The organism is Pseudomonas sp. SDT291_1_S447 (genome assembly GCF_054070155.1).
On sequence record NZ_JBSVXS010000136.1, the window covers coordinates 1 to 13,280 of the forward strand.

The window sequence follows — 13,280 nt, forward strand, 5'->3', positions numbered from 1 at the left end:
ACAAAGCAAGATCAAAAGATCGCAGCCTGCGGCAGCTCCTACAGAGGTCAAAATCATTCAAGCCACCTGCGGAACAAGTTGTTGCGCCAACAGATGCTTGAGCAGCGCGCGATACGCCAGCACGCCACGGCTCTTGCCGTCGAATTGCGAAGGCGTGACACCGGCCCGGCTGGCGTCGCGCAGACGGGTATCGACCGGGATGTAACCCTGCCAGATCTCGTCGGGGAATTTGTCGCGCAGCACGCGCAAGGTATGCATCGATGCCTGCGTACGGCGATCGAACAGGGTCGGCACGATGCTGAACGGCAACGCCTGTTTGCGCGAGCGGTTGATCATCGCCAGGGTGTTGACCATGCGCTCCAGACCTTTGACGGCCAGATGCTCGGTTTGCACCGGGATCACCAGTTGCTGGCTCGCCGCGAGGGCGTTGACCATCAGCACGCCGAGCAACGGCGGGCTGTCGATCACCGCGTAATCAAAGTCCTGCCACAACTGCGCCAGACTCTTGGCGATCACCAGACCCAGACCACTCTGCCCCGGCGACTGACGCTCAAGGGTCGCCAATGCGGTGCTCGACGGTAGCAGGGAAATGCGTTCGTCGCTGGTCGACAACAGCAACTGCCCCGGCAGGCCTTGCGGCACGCTGCCCTTGTGCAGAAACAGGTCGTAGTTGCTGTGTTCCAGGCTGTCGGGGTCGTAGCCGAAATAGCTGGTCATCGAGCCGTGCGGGTCGAGATCGACCACAACCACGCGCTTGCCCGCCTCGGCCAGCAATCCGGCTAAAGCGATGGAAGATGTGGTTTTACCGACACCACCCTTTTGATTGGCGACTGCCCAGACTCTCATTCAGTTCGTTCCTCCCGGCCGATATGCTCGACCGAGACATAGCTCAGCGTGTTAATGCGGGTGACGGAGAATTGACGGCACTCTCGCGTCCCGGCGTCTTGACCGGGGTCGGTGCAGTTTGTGTGCCAGCCCGCTTCAATGCAGCGTCCGGTTGCGCATTGGCGGTCCCGGTGCCCGTGAGGCTGCGACGTACATCGAGATTGCGCGAAACCACCAGAACCACCCGGCGGTTTTTCCCCCGGCCTTCAGCGGTAGCGTTGTTGGCCACCGGTTGAAACTCGCCGTAACCCACCGATGCCAATCGGCCAGGGTTCACGCCCTGCATGGCCAGCATGCGCACGATGCTCGCCGACCGCGCCGAGGACAGTTCCCAGTTGGTCGGGTACTGCGCGGTGCGGATCGGTTGATCGTCGGTGAAGCCTTCGACGTGAATCGGGTTGTCGAACGGTTTCAGAATCGCTGCAACCTTGTCGATGATGTTGAAGGCAATGTCGCTCGGCATGGCATCGCCACTGCCGAACAACAGGCTGGAGTTGAGTTCGATCTCGACCCACAGCTCGTTGCCACGCACGGTCATCTGGTTGGAACTGATCAAGTCGCCGAACGCAGCGCTGATGTCATCGGCGATGCTTTTCAGCGGATCGCTGGCGCCGGCGATACCGGCGTCGATCTGCTCGGCGTCCTTGACCAGCGGCTTGGCCGGGGTCACGGTTTTCGGTCGCTCGTCGCCGATCGGGATCGGTTTGAGCGCGCGGTCGGAGTCCTTGAAGACGCCGACCAGCGCTTCGGAAATCTCTTTGTACTTGCCTTCGTTGATCGACGAAATCGAGTACATGACCACGAAGAACGCGAACAGCAACGTGATGAAGTCAGCGTAGGAAACCAGCCAGCGTTCGTGGTTTACATGCTCTTCCTGGTGGCGACGACGTGCCATGAGGTTATTCCCTTAATCCATGAAGCCTTGCAGCTTCAACTCAATGGAGCGAGGGTTTTCACCTTCGGCGATCGACAAAATGCCTTCCAACAACATTTCGCGATAACGCGACTGCCGCAACGCGATTGACTTCAATTTGGCTGCCACCGGCAACAGGATCAGGTTGGCACTGGCCACACCATAGATGGTCGCGACGAAAGCCACAGCAATGCCGCTGCCCAACTGAGTCGGATCAGCAAGATTGCCCATCACGTGGATCAGGCCCATCACCGCGCCGATGATGCCGATGGTCGGCGCGTAGCCGCCCATGCTTTCGAAGACTTTCGCCGCTTCAATGTCGCGGGCTTCCTGGGTGTAGAAATCCACTTCGAGGATGCTGCGAATCGCTTCCGGCTCGGCACCGTCGACCAACAGTTGCAGGCCTTTGCGCGAGTAATTGTCAGGTTCGGCATCGGCCACGCCTTCCAGACCGAGCAGACCTTCCTTGCGTGCGGTGAGGCTCCAGTTGACCACGCGATCAATGCCGCCGGCCAAGTCCACACGCGGCGGGAAGAAGATCCACGCCAGAATCTGCATGGCGCGTTTGAACGCGCTCATCGGCGATTGCAGCAGTGCGGCACCGATGGTGCCGCCCAGTACGATCAATGCCGCCGGGCCGTTGGCCAGCGCACCGAGGTGACCACCCTCAAGGTAGTTACCACCGATGATGGCGACGAACGCCATGATGATCCCGATAAGGCTTAGAACATCCATCAGATACACGCCTCGACAATGTGCTTGCCGATGTCGTCGAGGCTATACACCGCGTCGGCGAGGTCGGCTTTGACGATAGCCATCGGCATGCCGTAAATCACACAACTGGCTTCATCCTGCGCCCACACGGCGCTGCCGCCCTGCTTGAGCAGACGCGCGCCTTCACGGCCGTCGGCGCCCATGCCGGTCAACACCACCGCCAGAACTTTGTCGCCGTAGGATTTCGCCGCCGAACCGAAGGTGATGTCCACGCACGGCTTGTAGTTCAGACGCTCGTCGCCCGGGAGGATTTTCACCGCGCCACGGCCATCGATCATCATTTGCTTGCCACCCGGTGCGAGCAACGCCAGGCCCGGACGCAGGATGTCGCCATCCTCGGCTTCCTTGACGCTGATGCGGCAGAGCTTGTCGAGACGCTCGGCAAACGCCTTGGTGAACGCTGCCGGCATGTGCTGGATCAGCACGATCGGCGCCGGAAAGTTCGCTGGCAACTGAGTCAGCACGCGCTGCAAGGCAACCGGGCCGCCCGTCGACGTACCGATGGCAACCAGTTTGTAGGCTTTGCGTTTCGGCGCTGGCGACGAAGCGCTGGCAGCCGGAGCACGGCTTGGAGCAGGTGCATGCACAGGCGCGGGTGCCGGACGTGCCGGTGCGCTGGTGCTGTGGCTGCTGAAGCTGGATGGCGCCGGAGCCGGTGCAGGCGTTGGCGCTGCGGCTGGAGCCGGTGCGCTATAAGCACTGAAACGACGATTACTGCGCGAGATGCTATGCACCTTCTCGCACAGCAATTGCTTGACCTTCTCGGGATTGCGCGAGATGTCTTCGAAATTCTTCGGCAGGAAATCCACCGCGCCGGCGTCCAGCGCATCGAGGGTGACCCGGGCGCCTTCGTGGGTCAGCGAGGAGAACATCAACACCGGGGTCGGGCAGCGCTGCATGATGTGCCGCACTGCCGTGATGCCATCCATCATCGGCATCTCGTAGTCCATGGTGATCACGTCCGGCTTGAGTGCCAGCGCCTGATCGATCGCCTCTTTACCGTTGGTGGCGGTGCCGACCACCTGAATGCTCGGATCCGCTGAAAGAATTTCCGAGACGCGGCGGCGGAAAAAACCCGAATCGTCCACCACCAGGACTTTGACTGCCATAAACACTCCATTAGGTGCAGCGGGACGTTGTCGCCCCGCCGCCCCGGATTCAAATACGCCGTGCGGCGTAACGCTTGAGCATGCTTGGAACATCGAGAATCAGCGCGATGCGGCCGTCACCGGTAATGGTGGCGCCGGACATGCCCGGAGTGCCCTGCAGCATTTTGCCCAATGGCTTGATGACCACTTCTTCCTGACCGACCAGTTGATCGACGACGAAGCCGATCCGCTGAGTGCCCACCGAAAGGATCACCACGTGGCCTTCACGCTGCTCTTCGTGAGCGGCGGAGCTGACCAGCCAGCGCTTGAGGTAGAACAATGGCAGCGCCTTGTCCCGCACGATCACCACTTCCTGGCCGTCGACGACGTTGGTGGTCGACAGGTCGAGGTGGAAGATTTCGTTGACGTTGACCAACGGGAACGCAAACGCCTGGTTGCCGAGCATCACCATCAGGGTTGGCATGATCGCGAGGGTCAGCGGCACCTTGATGACGATCTTCGAGCCCTGGCCCTTGGTCGAGTAGATGTTGATCGAACCGTTGAGCTGGGAAATCTTGGTCTTCACCACGTCCATGCCGACACCGCGGCCGGACACGTCGGAGATCTCGGTCTTGGTCGAGAAACCCGGGGCGAAAATCAGGTTGTAGCACTCGGTATCGCTGAGGCGATCGGCCGCGTCCTTGTCCATCACCCCGCGTTTTACCGCGATGGCGCGCAGGACGTTCGGGTCCATGCCTTTGCCGTCATCGGAAATCGACAGCAGGATATGGTCGCCTTCCTGTTCGGCCGCCAGCACCACGCGACCACCACGGGCCTTGCCCGAGGCTTCGCGTTCTTCCGGCGACTCGATGCCGTGGTCGACGGCATTGCGCACCAAGTGGACCAGCGGGTCGGCCAGGGCCTCGACAAGGTTTTTGTCGAGGTCGGTTTCTTCACCCACCAGTTCCAGGTTGATCTCTTTCTTGAGTTGACGCGCGAGGTCGCGAACCAGACGCGGGAAGCGCCCGAAGACCTTCTTGATCGGCTGCATCCGCGTCTTCATGACGGCGGTCTGCAAGTCAGCCGTGACCACGTCGAGGTTCGACACGGCCTTTTGCATGGCTTCATCGCCGCTGTTCAGACCCAGGCGCACCAGACGGTTACGCACCAGCACCAGCTCGCCGACCATGTTCATGATTTCGTCGAGACGTGCCGTGTCGACGCGCACGGTGGTTTCGGCTTCGCTTGCCGGTTTTTCCGGTGGCGGTGTTGCCGGCGCACGGGCCGGAGCCGGGGCAGCAGCGGCAGCCGGTTTTGGCGCTTCGGCTTTTGGCTCAGGCTTGGCGGCAGGCTTGGGCGCTGCAGCAGCGGCCGGTGCCTTGGCGGCAGGCGTGGCGACGGTCGAAGCACTGCCAGCAGCGGCGGTGCCGACTTCGGAAAACTTGCCTTTACCGTGCAATTCGTCGAGCAGCGATTCGAACTCGTGATCGCTGATCAGATCGCTGCCGGCCGCGGCGGCCGCTGGAGCAGCCGGCGCAGGTGCCGAAGCAATCGCCGACTCCAGCGCGTCCACGGCAAAGTTGCCCTTGCCATGCAACTGATCGAGCAGGGCTTCGAATTCGTCGTCGGTGATGTCGGAGCTGTCGCCCTTGGCCGGCGCCGCAGGGGCTGCCGCCGCTGGTGCAACCGCGTCCACCGCGAACTGGCCTTTGCCGTGCAGTTGATCGAGCAACGACTCGAACTCGGCATCGGTGATTTCATCGCTCGCGGCTTCATTGGCCGTTTGCGCAGGTGCAGCAGCGGCCGGGGCTTCAGCTTCAGCCTTGACGGCGTTCAGCGAGTCCAGCAGCTGTTCAAATTCGTTATCGGTGATGTCGCCCGATGCGTCGCCTTCGACGACCAGCTCTTCGATCATCTCGGCCACTGGCGAAGCCGGGGCTTCGTCCGCCGATTGCGGTTCGGCCAGACGCGCCAGGGCGGCCAGCAGTTCCGGGGTGGCCGCGGTGATCGGCGCACGCTCACGAACCTCAGTGAACATGCTGTTCACCGCGTCCAGTGCTTCGAGGACAACGTCCATCAGTTCTGCATCAACGCGACGCTCACCCTTGCGCAGGATGTCGAACACGTTTTCGGCGATGTGACAGCACTCCACCAGCTCATTGAGCTGAAGGAAGCCGGCGCCCCCTTTTACAGTGTGGAAACCGCGAAAAATTGCGTTGAGCAGATCTGCGTCATCCGGGCGGCTTTCCAGCTCGACCAGTTGTTCGGACAGTTGCTCAAGAATCTCGCCGGCCTCAACCAGGAAATCCTGAAGGATCTCTTCATCGGCGCCGAAGCTCATTAATGGGGTGCTCCTACAGGTCTAAAAACCCAAAAAACCTAAAATTCCAAAACTCTAGAACCCGAGGCTGGATAACAAATCGTCCACATCGTCCTGACCGGACACAACGTCTTCTCGTTTATCGGCATGAATCTGCGGACCTTCACCCTGCGAGAGATGTTTTTGTGGATCTTTTTCTGCAAGCATCGCGGCGCGGTCATGTTCGATGCCCGCAAAGCGGTCGACCTGACTGGCCATGAGCACGAGTTTGAGCAAATTGCTTTCGACTTCGGTGACCAGTTGGGTCACACGCTTGATCACCTGACCGGTCAGGTCCTGGTAATCCTGGGCCAGCAGGATGTCGTTGAGATTGCTCGACACCGCACGGTTGTCCGTGCTGCTGCGTGACAGAAAACCGTCGACCCGGCGCGCCAGTTCACGGAACTCTTCAGCCCCGACCTCGCGACGCATGAAGCGACCCCAATCGGCACTCAAGGTCTGCGCTTCATCAGCCAGACTGTTGACCACCGGCGTGGCGCTTTCCACCAGATCCATGGTGCGGTTGGCCGCGGCTTCCGTCAGCTTGACCACATAGCCCAGGCGTTCGGTGGCGTCGGTGATCTGCGACACTTCCTCGGCCTGCGGCATGTTCGGGTCGATCTGGAAGTTGACGATCGCACTGTGCAGTTCACGTGTGAGCTTGCCCACTTCCTGATACAGGCCACGGTCACGGGTCTGATTGAGCTCATGGATCAGTTGCACAGCGTCGCCGAACCTGCCTTTTTCAAGGCTCTCGACCAGTTCGACCGCGTGTTTTTTCAGGGTCGACTCGAAATCGCCCTGTGAAGATTCGTTATGCTCCATAGCTCCCCCGCGCGTTCATCAGCCGATGCGTTCGAAAATCTTCTCGATTTTGTCTTTCAACGCCTGAGCCGTGAAAGGTTTGACTACGTAGCCGTTTACACCGGCCTGAGCGGCCTCGATGATCTGCTCGCGCTTGGCTTCTGCAGTCACCATCAGCACTGGCAGGTGCTTGAGTTTTTCATCGGCACGCACGTGGCGCAGCAGGTCGATACCGGTCATGCCCGGCATGTTCCAGTCCGTTACCAGAAAGTCGATGCTGCCGCTGTTGAGCACTGGAATGGCAGTCACGCCATCGTCAGCCTCGACGGTGTTGGTGAACCCAAGATCACGCAGCAGGTTCTTGATGATCCGCCGCATCGTTGAGAAGTCATCAACGATGAGGATTTTCATGTCTTTGTTCAATTCGACCTCCAAGCAGTCTTAAACGCGCCCAGCACCTGGACGCGCCACTTCAATCAATCGGCGCAGCACTCAAAGACTGTCTGGAGCACAACAGAGCAAGACCGGTGCCGTTCATCACCGCACCAGCCTCGTTCGCAGTGTCCCCACACTGCCTTCAGCGCGCTCGCCACTCCCCCAAACGCCCCCGCAAACGGGCCGCGCACTGGCTGTGTAACTGGCTGACCCGCGATTCACTGACGCCAAGGACTTCACCGATCTCCTTGAGGTTCAGCTCTTCGTCGTAGTACAGCGCCAACACCAGTCGCTCACGCTCCGGCAAATTGGCAATCGCGTCCGCCAGCGCCGCCTGGAAGCGTTCATCTTCCAGATCGCGTGACGGCTCCATATGAGCACTCGCGCCATCCTCGTGCAGCCCTTCGTGTTCGCCGTCCTGCAACAGGTCGTCGAAACTGAACAGGCGACTGCCCAAGGTGTCATTCAAAATCCCGTAGTAATCGTCGAGACTCAATTGGAGTTCGGCCGCAACCTCGTGATCTTTAGCATCACGGCCGGTTTTAGCTTCAATTGAGCGAATTGCGTCGCTGACCATCCGGGTATTGCGGTGAACCGAGCGTGGCGCCCAGTCCCCTTTGCGCACTTCGTCGAGCATCGCGCCGCGGATTCGTATGCCCGCGTACGTTTCGAAACTGGCGCCTTTGCTGGCGTCATATTTGGTCGAGACTTCGAGCAGGCCGATCATCCCGGCCTGGATCAGGTCTTCGACCTGCACACTCGCCGGCAAGCGTGCCAGCAAGTGGTAGGCAATGCGCTTGACCAGTGGCGCGTAACGCTCGATCAACTCGTACTGCGCGTCACGTGCCGACTTCTTGTAGTAGTTCATACCGCTTGCTGTCATAGCACGGGCCCTGCCGTTTGCTGCACGAGGCGCTCGACGAAAAACTCAAGGTGGCCACGCGGGTTGGCGGGCAGCGGCCAGGTGTCGACCTTCTGCGCGATCGCCTTGAACGCCAGTGCGCACTTGGAACGCGGAAAGGCTTCGTACACCGCACGCTGCTTCTGCACCGCTTTACGCACGCTTTCGTCGTAAGGCACGGCGCCGACGTATTGTAGAGCGACGTCAAGGAAGCGATCCGTGACCTTGGTCAACTTGGCGAACAGGTTGCGCCCTTCCTGCGGGCTCTGCGCCATGTTGGCCAGCACGCGGAAGCGGTTCATGCCGTAATCGCGGTTGAGCAACTTGATCAGCGCGTAAGCGTCGGTGATCGAGGTTGGCTCGTCGCAGACCACCAGCAACACTTCCTGCGCGGCGCGAACAAAACTGACTACCGAGTCACCAATACCCGCAGCGGTGTCGATCACCAGTACGTCGAGATTGTCGCCGATGTCGCTGAACGCCTGAATCAGACCGGCGTGTTGCGCCGGGCTCAGGTGCACCATGCTTTGCGTGCCGGACGCGGCCGGGACGATGCGGATGCCACCGGGGCCTTGCAACAGCACGTCGCGCAACTCGCAACGGCCTTCGATGACGTCGGCCAGCGTGCGTTTAGGGGTCAGCCCCAACAATACGTCAACGTTCGCCAGACCGAGGTCGGCGTCCAGCAGCATGACCCGACGGCCAAGCTCTGCCAGCGCCAGCGACAAGTTCACTGACACGTTAGTCTTGCCGACGCCACCTTTGCCGCCGGTCACCGCGATCACCTGTACGGGATGCATGCTGCCCATGTTATTTCTTTACCTTGTCTTGCATAGACGGAGGCCACATTACTGGCTGCGCGTTCACAACCGGAACAATGCATGGCAGACCATCGATGTAGGTACAAAAACTGTTCATGAATACCTCAGCCTACCTGCTTGGTCGGGCTGTGATAGATATCAGCGAACATGTCAGCCATGGCTTCTTCGCTGGGTTCTTCCTGCATTTGCACGCTGACGGCGCGGCTGACCAGTTGATGACGGCGCGGCAGATGCAAATCATCCGGAATCCGTGGGCCATCGGTCAGGTACGCGACCGGCAATTCATGACTGATCGCCAGGCTCAACACTTCGCCAAGGCTGGCCGTTTCATCCAGTTTAGTCAGGATGCACCCGGCTAGCCCGCAACGCTTGTAACTGTGATAAGCGGCGGTTAGAACCTGTTTCTGGCTGGTGGTTGCCAAGACCAGATAATTTTTTGATCGAATGCCACGTCCGGCCAGACTTTCCAGCTGCATGCGCAGCGCCGGATCACTGGCTTGCAGGCCGGCAGTATCAATCAATACCACGCGTTTGCGCAGCAGTGGATCCAGCGCCTGCACCAGCGATTGGCCCGGATCGACGTGAGTCACCGGCACATTGAGAATGCGGCCCAGCGTCTTCAGTTGTTCCTGAGCGCCGATGCGGAAACTGTCCATGCTCACCAGCGCGACATTCTGCGCGCCGTATTTCAGCACATAACGCGCGGCAAGCTTGGCGAGTGTAGTGGTCTTGCCCATGCCGGCAGGGCCGACCATGGCGATGACACCGCCCTCTTCCAGCGGCTCGACTTCCGGCACGGCAATCATCCGCGCCAGGTGCGCGAGCAACATGCGCCAGGCCTGACGGGGTTCTTCGATATCAGTGATCATCGCCAGCAGATCGCGCGACAACGGGCCGGACAGACCGATACGTTGCAGACGGCGATACAGGTTGGCTTGCGCCGGGCGGCTGCCTTGCAGCTGATTCCAGGCCAGAGTGCCGAGCTGAACTTCCATCAGCTCGCGCAGGCTGTTCAATTCAAAACGCATCGAATCCAGTGCGCGCGGATCAACACCGCCGGAGGACTGTGCAGGCGCCGGGGCCGGACGCGCCGGGGCGGCGTAAGTCGGCTCGCTCAGCGGTTCAGCGGCAGTCAGCGGCAGGCCAGCGGTCAACGGCAGGCCGGCGAAGATCTGGCGGTTGCTATTGCCATCGGCTTCGCCACGCAGGCTCAACTCGGCCTGGGCAGTGACGATGCGCGATTGGGTCTTGCGCAGCTCGTCTTCGAGTTCCATGTTCGGAACCCGTGGCGCCAGCGCCGACAATTTGTAATCCAGTGCCGCCGTCAGCTCGACACCGCCGGCAATGCGGCGGTTGCCAATGATGGCGGCATCAGCGCCCAGCTCATCACGAACCAGCTTCATGGCCTGACGCATATCGGCGGCAAAGAAACGCTTAACTTGCATAAACCACTACCTCAGCCGTTGGGCCCTACTGTCGCAACGATGGTCACTTGCTTGTTGTCCGGTATTTCCTGGTAGGCCAGCACATGCAATCCAGGGACTGCGAGGCGGCCAAAGCGCGAGAGCATCGCGCGGATCGGGCCAGCGACCAAAAGGATCACCGGCTGACCTTGCATTTCCTGACGCTGCGCCGCTTCGATGAGCGAACGCTGCAGCTTCTCGGCCATGCTTGGCTCCAGCAGAACGCCCTCTTCCGAGCCTTGTCCTGCCTTCTGCAGACTATTGAGCAATATTTGTTCCAACCTTGGTTCCAAGGTGATCACAGGCAGCTCCGACTCAGTGCCTACAATGCTTTGGACGATGGCGCGCGATACGCCGACGCGCACAGCGGCGACCAACGCGGCGGTATCTTGACTCTTCGCGGCGTTGTTGGCGATGGCTTCGGCAATGCTGCGGATATCGCGCACCGGCACATGCTCGGCGAGCAACGCTTGCAGCACTTTGAGCAACTGCGACAAGGTGACCACGCCCGGCACCAACTCTTCAGCCAGTTTCGGCGAGCTTTTGGCCAGCAATTGCATGAGTTGCTGCACTTCTTCGTGGCCGATCAGCTCACTGGAGTGCTTGTACAGAATCTGGTTCAAGTGCGTGGCGACCACGGTGCTGGCGTCGACCACGGTGTAACCGAGCGATTGTGCCTGGGCCCGCTGGCTGATTTCGATCCACACCGCCTCCAGGCCGAAAGCCGGATCTTTGGCGTTAATACCGTTGAGCGTGCCGTAGACCTGGCCCGGGTTGATCGCCAGTTCGCGATCCGGATAGATCTCGGCTTCGGCGAGGATCACGCCCATCAGCGTCAGTCGATAGGCGCTGGGCGCCAGATCGAGGTTGTCGCGGATGTGCACGGTCGGCATCAGGAAGCCCAGATCCTGCGAGAGCTTCTTGCGCACGCCCTTGATCCGCGCCAGCAATTGCCCGCCCTGATTGCGGTCCACCAGCGGGATCAGGCGATAACCGACTTCCAGGCCGATCATGTCGATCGGCGTCACGTCATCCCAGCCCAGCTCCTTGGTTTCCATGGCGCGGGCCGGCGACGGCAGCAGCTCCTGCTGACGCTTGACCTCTTCCAGCGCCACGACCTTGGCCACGTTCTGCTTCTTCCAGAACAGGTACGCGCCACCAGCGGCCAGCGCGGCCATGGTCAGGAACGAGAAGTGCGGCATGCCCGGCACCAGGCCCATGACCGCCATCATCCCTGCCGCCACCGCCAGCGCTTTCGGCGAGGCGAACATCTGGCGATTGATTTGCTTGCCCATGTCTTCCGAGCCGGAAGCACGGGTCACCATGATCGCTGCTGCTGTAGATAACAACAGTGATGGCAATTGCGCCACTAAACCGTCACCGATAGTCAGCAAGGCGTAAACCTTGCCTGCATCGCCGAAGCTCATGTTGTGCTGGAAGATACCGACGGCCATACCGCCGATGAGGTTGATGAACAGAATCAGCAGGCCGGCGATGGCGTCACCACGGACGAACTTGCTGGCACCGTCCATCGAACCGTAGAACTCGGCCTCTTGGGCGACTTCCTGACGGCGCGCCTTGGCCTGGTTCTGGTCAATCAGACCGGCGTTGAGGTCGGCGTCGATCGCCATTTGTTTGCCGGGCATCGCATCGAGGGTGAAACGCGCGCTCACCTCGGAAATCCGCCCGGCACCCTTGGTCACCACGACGAAGTTGATGATCATCAAAATCGCGAAGACCACGATACCGACCACGTAGTTACCGCCGATCACCACCTCACCGAAGGCCTGAATCACCTTACCAGCAGCGGCGTGGCCATCCTGACCGTGGAGCATCACCACCCGCGTCGAAGCCACGTTCAACGCCAGCCGCAGCAACGTCGCGACCAGCAGAATGGTCGGGAACACGGCGAAATCCAGCGGTCGCAGCGCATACACGCAGACCAGCAGGACGACGATCGACAGCGCGATGTTGAAGGTAAAGAACACGTCGAGCAGGAACGGCGGAATCGGCAACATCATCATTGCCAACATGACCAGCAGCAACAACGGCACGCCCAGATTGCCTCGACTGAGGTCGGCAACATTCGAGCGAGCTGTGTTGAATAACTGAGAGCGATCCACCGGTTTTCCCCGTTCCTTTAAAGCAAACTTTTGACGCCCAGAGCGGGCTCACGGCGGGTACTGCAAGAAGCTTTCCAACTTTTGCAGGGGAATGAAATAGAGGGGTTTGTTCAAGGAATTTTCGCTGATTGAACCGGCCCTTTCGCGAGCAGGCTCGCTCCCACAGGGAACCGCATTCCAAATGTCAGATTGAAATGCAATCCAAATGTGGGAGCGAGCCTGCTCGCGAAGGGGCCCTCATATTCGGCGCAAATTTCTTCATTTAAACGATGCTGTTTAAAAGACACCTGCAGACACGCCTTCGAGGCTACAAATCCTTGCGCCATTGCCTACAGCCAAGCCAGAATCCGCCGGCTTGTGCGCCTTGGGGTCGGGTTCTATTGTGGATTGGTCGCTGACGAATCAGCGATCGGGTTTAGCGATCCGATGCCCTACAGACGCTCAATCCCCAGTATCAATTGCAGCTTTGACTATCTGCACTTGGCGTCATGGTGGCTGTGCGTGGGAGACCTTCGGGTCTACCCGGGGTTTCTGTGACCCGGATCGCTAACCTGCGTACAGCCGCCACCTTTACTTGTTTAGCGATGAGCCGTGGCGGCCAAATCAACCACGGAGTTCCACCATGATCAAACCAACACCCAACCCACCCGAAACCGACCCCACCTCCCCCTACGAATCCCTCGATTCAAAAAAACTCCACGAAGCCGCCGACCG

General features: G+C 60.1%; 11 protein-coding genes and 1 pseudogene. 1 reads left to right on the top strand and 11 read right to left on the bottom strand.

The features are described 5' to 3' along the window. Positions 1–57: 57 nt before the first annotated feature. From ACW9IR_RS25605 to flhA, 11 genes are all read right to left on the bottom strand, one after another. Positions 58–846: a ParA family protein gene (locus ACW9IR_RS25605; RefSeq protein ID WP_008077691.1), complete on the bottom strand. Its 789-nt coding sequence runs from the start codon at positions 844–846 to the stop codon at positions 58–60. A gap of 43 nt (positions 847–889) precedes the next feature. Beyond that, positions 890–1,780, bottom strand: a complete 891-nt coding sequence (gene motD, locus ACW9IR_RS25610; RefSeq protein WP_034151519.1) for a flagellar motor protein MotD — start codon at positions 1,778–1,780, stop codon at positions 890–892. Between the two features lie 12 nt (positions 1,781–1,792). Further along, the gene (locus ACW9IR_RS25615; protein ID WP_008077689.1) at positions 1,793–2,533 is read right to left on the bottom strand and encodes a flagellar motor protein; all 741 of its coding nucleotides are present in this window, start codon (positions 2,531–2,533) and stop codon (positions 1,793–1,795) included. Beyond that, complete coding sequence (locus tag ACW9IR_RS25620; RefSeq protein WP_038363876.1) at positions 2,533–3,681, bottom strand: protein-glutamate methylesterase/protein-glutamine glutaminase; 1,149 nt, start codon at positions 3,679–3,681, stop codon at positions 2,533–2,535. The genes ACW9IR_RS25615 and ACW9IR_RS25620 overlap by 1 nt, the downstream gene beginning before the upstream one ends. A gap of 49 nt (positions 3,682–3,730) precedes the next feature. Next, complete coding sequence (locus tag ACW9IR_RS25625; protein WP_457465427.1) at positions 3,731–6,001, bottom strand: chemotaxis protein CheA; 2,271 nt, start codon at positions 5,999–6,001, stop codon at positions 3,731–3,733. Between the two features lie 54 nt (positions 6,002–6,055). Then, positions 6,056–6,844, bottom strand: a complete 789-nt coding sequence (locus tag ACW9IR_RS25630; RefSeq protein WP_007920000.1) for a protein phosphatase CheZ — start codon at positions 6,842–6,844, stop codon at positions 6,056–6,058. Positions 6,845–6,862: 18 nt separating this feature from the next. Next, positions 6,863–7,234 (bottom strand): chemotaxis response regulator CheY, encoded by a 372-nt coding sequence (locus tag ACW9IR_RS25635; RefSeq protein WP_161986607.1) that lies wholly within the window; start codon positions 7,232–7,234, stop codon positions 6,863–6,865. 166 nt (positions 7,235–7,400) lie between these two features. Next, complete coding sequence (gene fliA / locus ACW9IR_RS25640) at positions 7,401–8,141, bottom strand: RNA polymerase sigma factor FliA (RefSeq protein ID WP_093439777.1); 741 nt, start codon at positions 8,139–8,141, stop codon at positions 7,401–7,403. Beyond that, positions 8,138–8,968: a flagellar synthesis regulator FleN gene (gene fleN / locus ACW9IR_RS25645; protein ID WP_003222917.1), complete on the bottom strand. Its 831-nt coding sequence runs from the start codon at positions 8,966–8,968 to the stop codon at positions 8,138–8,140. The genes fliA and fleN overlap by 4 nt, the downstream gene beginning before the upstream one ends. Before the next feature lie 116 nt (positions 8,969–9,084). Beyond that, positions 9,085–10,425 (bottom strand): flagellar biosynthesis protein FlhF, encoded by a 1,341-nt coding sequence (flhF, locus tag ACW9IR_RS25650; protein ID WP_008077677.1) that lies wholly within the window; start codon positions 10,423–10,425, stop codon positions 9,085–9,087. A gap of 11 nt (positions 10,426–10,436) precedes the next feature. Continuing rightward, on the bottom strand, positions 10,437–12,566 hold the full coding sequence (flhA, locus tag ACW9IR_RS25655; protein WP_102900470.1) for a flagellar biosynthesis protein FlhA: 2,130 nt from the start codon (positions 12,564–12,566) through the stop codon (positions 10,437–10,439). A gap of 622 nt (positions 12,567–13,188) precedes the next feature. Here flhA and ACW9IR_RS25660 point away from each other — a divergent pair. Further along, a pseudogene (locus ACW9IR_RS25660) lies at positions 13,189–13,280 on the top strand (DUF6124 family protein); the annotation flags it as partial.

Bases quoted from the DNA above. Each gene is read 5' to 3' on its own strand.
- ACW9IR_RS25605 (WP_008077691.1), bottom strand. From the start codon at position 846: ATGAGAGTCTGGGCAGTCGCCAATCAAAAGGGTGGTGTCGGTAAAACC.
- motD (WP_034151519.1), bottom strand. From the start codon at position 1,780: ATGGCACGTCGTCGCCACCAGGAAGAGCATGTAAACCACGAACGCTGG.
- ACW9IR_RS25615 (WP_008077689.1), bottom strand. From the start codon at position 2,533: ATGGATGTTCTAAGCCTTATCGGGATCATCATGGCGTTCGTCGCCATC.
- ACW9IR_RS25620 (WP_038363876.1), bottom strand. From the start codon at position 3,681: ATGGCAGTCAAAGTCCTGGTGGTGGACGATTCGGGTTTTTTCCGCCGC.
- ACW9IR_RS25625 (WP_457465427.1), bottom strand. From the start codon at position 6,001: ATGAGCTTCGGCGCCGATGAAGAGATCCTTCAGGATTTCCTGGTTGAG.
- ACW9IR_RS25630 (WP_007920000.1), bottom strand. From the start codon at position 6,844: ATGGAGCATAACGAATCTTCACAGGGCGATTTCGAGTCGACCCTGAAA.
- ACW9IR_RS25635 (WP_161986607.1), bottom strand. From the start codon at position 7,234: ATGAAAATCCTCATCGTTGATGACTTCTCAACGATGCGGCGGATCATC.
- fliA (WP_093439777.1), bottom strand. From the start codon at position 8,141: ATGACAGCAAGCGGTATGAACTACTACAAGAAGTCGGCACGTGACGCG.
- fleN (WP_003222917.1), bottom strand. From the start codon at position 8,968: ATGGGCAGCATGCATCCCGTACAGGTGATCGCGGTGACCGGCGGCAAA.
- flhF (WP_008077677.1), bottom strand. From the start codon at position 10,425: ATGCAAGTTAAGCGTTTCTTTGCCGCCGATATGCGTCAGGCCATGAAG.